The 2,984-nt window shown below is 52.1% G+C and carries 4 protein-coding genes; 1 reads left to right on the top strand and 3 read right to left on the bottom strand.

Going from position 1 to position 2,984, the window contains the following annotated elements:
* Positions 1 to 13: 13 nt before the first annotated feature.
* Genes arsC through JSN25_RS06810 form a run of 3 tightly spaced genes read right to left on the bottom strand, consistent with a single transcriptional unit; the run spans position 14 to position 2,106 of the window.
* On the bottom strand, positions 14 to 439 hold the full coding sequence (gene arsC, locus JSN25_RS06820; protein ID WP_085049574.1) for a glutaredoxin-dependent arsenate reductase: 426 nt from the start codon (positions 437 to 439) through the stop codon (positions 14 to 16).
* Positions 440 to 451: 12 nt separating this feature from the next.
* Positions 452 to 1,741 (bottom strand): arsenic transporter, encoded by a 1,290-nt coding sequence (locus JSN25_RS06815; protein ID WP_137347431.1) that lies wholly within the window; start codon positions 1,739 to 1,741, stop codon positions 452 to 454.
* 44 nt (positions 1,742 to 1,785) lie between these two features.
* Positions 1,786 to 2,106 carry a transcriptional regulator gene (locus JSN25_RS06810; protein WP_038636209.1) on the bottom strand — a complete coding sequence of 107 codons (321 nt, stop codon included), beginning with the start codon at positions 2,104 to 2,106 and terminating at the stop codon, positions 1,786 to 1,788.
* A gap of 85 nt (positions 2,107 to 2,191) precedes the next feature.
* Here JSN25_RS06810 and arsH point away from each other — a divergent pair, with 85 nt between their 5' ends.
* A complete protein-coding gene (gene arsH, locus JSN25_RS06805) occupies positions 2,192 to 2,890 on the top strand; it encodes an arsenical resistance protein ArsH (protein WP_085049572.1) in 699 nt (232 codons plus the stop codon).
* Positions 2,891 to 2,984 lie beyond the last annotated feature (94 nt).

The following is a 2,984-nucleotide window of genomic DNA, read 5'->3' as shown; positions in this document are numbered from 1 at the left end:
TGAAGTGGGCAGATTACTTAACCCGCTTCCCCGTTTCGTCAATGACCTTCTCACCATCCTCTTTGGTAAACGCTCGTTTCTGACCTTCCGGTAGAATATCCAACACTATTTCTGAAGGGCGGCAAAGACGAGTGCCAAGCGGCGTAACGACTACCGGCCGATTAATCAGGATCGGATGTTGAAGCATGAAATCAATCAACTGCTCATCACTAAATTTCTCTTCATCAAGACCCAGGTGTTCATAAGGCTCAACATTCTTACGCAGTAATGCACGCACCGTAATTCCCATTTCTGAAATAAGTTTAATCAGCTCATCACGGGTCGGTGGCGTATCGAGATAATAAATTATCGTCGGTTCGTTGCCGCTGTTACGGATCATCTCCAGCGTGTTACGAGAAGTGCCGCAGGCAGGGTTGTGATAGATGGTAATGTTGCTCATATCTGTATCTCATTACAAAGTGATGGAGAACCGCAACGCCAGCGCGGCCAGAGTGACAAACAGCACGGGCAGAGTCATGATAATGCCAGTGCGGAAGTAATATCCCCATGTAATCGTTATATTTTTCTGGGCAAGCACATGCAGCCAAAGCAAGGTTGCCAAACTGCCAATCGGGGTGATTTTCGGGCCTAAATCGCAGCCAATCACATTGGCATAAATCATAGCCTCTTTGACGACGCCAGTCGCCGTACTCCCGTCAATCGACAGTGCGCCAATCAGCACCGTCGGCATATTGTTCATCACCGATGACAGGAACGCGGTCAGGAAACCGGTGCCGAACGTTGCTGCCCATAACCCCTTTTCTGCCAGCAGGTTCAGCACGTCAGACAGATACTCCGTGAGTCCTGCATTGCGCAGGCCATAGACCACCAGGTACATGCCCAGCGAAAAAATAACAATCTGCCATGGCGCACCGCGCAGGACTTTTCCGGTGTTGATGGCATGACCTCTTTTCGCCACTATAAACAGTACTGCTGCGCCAGTAGCCGCTATCGCACTGACCGGGATCCCCAGAGGTTCCAGCACAAAGAAACCGACAAGCAGCAATAACAGGACAATCCAGCCCGCCCTGAACGTTGCCGGATCCTTTATCACACTGGCAGGCGTCTTCAGCAGCGAAACGTCATACGTCTCCGGAATGTCCTTGCGGAAGAAGAGATGCAGCATGACCAGAGTGGCCGCAATCGCGGCCACATCTACGGGGATCATAACGGAGGCATACTGCGTAAAGCCCAGACCGAAAAAGTCCGCCGAGACGATATTCACCAGATTGGAAACTATCAGCGGCAGGCTGGCCGTATCTGCAATAAATCCTGCGGCCATGACAAAGGCCAATGTCGTGCCCTGGCTGAATCCCAGTGCGAGCAGCATCGCAATTACAATCGGCGTCAGGATCAGTGCGGCGCCGTCATTGGCAAACAACGCAGCAACAGCGGCCCCAAGCAAGACTATCCAGGTAAACAAAAGGCGGCCACGTCCGTTACCCCAGCGGGAGACGTGCAGTGCGGCCCATTCAAAGAAGCCGGACTCATCGAGCAGCAGGCTGATGATGATGACCGCAATAAATGCCGCTGTCGCGTTCCAGACGATATTCCAGACAACGGGAATATCAGCGATATGGATGACTCCGGTACTCAGCGCCAGCGCAGCTCCGATACTCGCGCTCCAGCCAATACTCAGACCTCTGGGTTGCCAGATCACCAGTACCAGCGTCAGTAAAAATATACTCCCTGCCAAAAACATTTCAAACCCCGTTACATATGATTATGTGAATATGTTTTCCTTCCTCAGCAAGAGGTGCAGGCCGACTTTGCCAACCATTCCCGCACATCTTCCCGAAGGCACTGCCAGGACGTCGTGATTGTCTCAGCGGCCCACGCAGGAATATGAGGTGACAGACGATAGTGAATCCATTTGCCTTCCCGACGATCCAGAACTAGCCCAGACTCGCGAAGGATAGCCATATGGCGTGATATTTTGGGCTGTGATTCGGCGGTAGCTGCACAGATATCGCACACGCACAGTTCTCCGGACTCCCGCAGAAGCATGACAATGGCGAGCCGTGTTTCATCCGACAGGATTTTGAAAAGCTGAACAGGTTGTAGCATTTTCCTCTCCGTTCACTTTAGAATACATATATGATAAATCATATATATTAACTTTGAAATCATCTGCTCTCTCTGGAGGAGAAAAATGGAACAATTTCCTGCCCTGAATACGGAATGCTTTGATCAAGACATCGCTGAACGCCTGCATCTGCAGGAGCCACCAAGAATTCTGATCCTGTATGGTTCAGTAAGAGAGCGCTCCTACAGCCGCTTTGCCGCGGAGGAAGTGGGTCGCCTGCTGACGGCGATGGGCGCGGAGGTGAAACTCTTTAACCCCTCCGGTTTACCCCTGCCGGATGATGCGCCGGACACGCATCCCAAAGTCACCGAGCTGCGCGGTCTGGTCAGATGGTGTGACGGGATGGTGTGGAGTTCTCCGGAACGGCACGGTGCTATGAGCGCGGTGATGAAGGCGCAGATTGACTGGATACCCTTAAGTGAAGGCGCGGTTCGTCCTTCGCAGGGCAAAACACTTGCGGTAATGCAGGTCTGCGGCGGTTCACAGTCCTTCAATGCCGTGAACCAGATGCGTATTCTGGGTCGCTGGATGCGGATGTTTACGATCCCCAACCAGTCCTCTGTAGCCAAGGCATGGCAAGAGTTCGACGAAAACGGACGAATGAAACCTTCGTCATGGTATGACCGTATCGTCGATGTCGCCGAGGAGCTGTTTAAAATCACGCTGCTGCTTAAGGGACAAACCGGTTACCTTGCAGATCGTTACAGCGAGCGAAAAGAGAGCCATCAGGAGCTTTCATCCCGTGTCAATCAGGACAAAATATAACGTCCTTACTTATTGAGCTCAAACGTCCGCTCCTGGCACGAAGCGGACGAGCTAACTGAGATGAAGGTCCGCTGTGAGCGAAGAGCTGACATTG

This window comes from Citrobacter cronae (genome assembly GCF_016893685.1).
Classification (GTDB): domain Bacteria; phylum Pseudomonadota; class Gammaproteobacteria; order Enterobacterales; family Enterobacteriaceae; genus Citrobacter; species Citrobacter werkmanii.
This window is presented reverse-complemented; position numbering and strand designations above follow the sequence as displayed.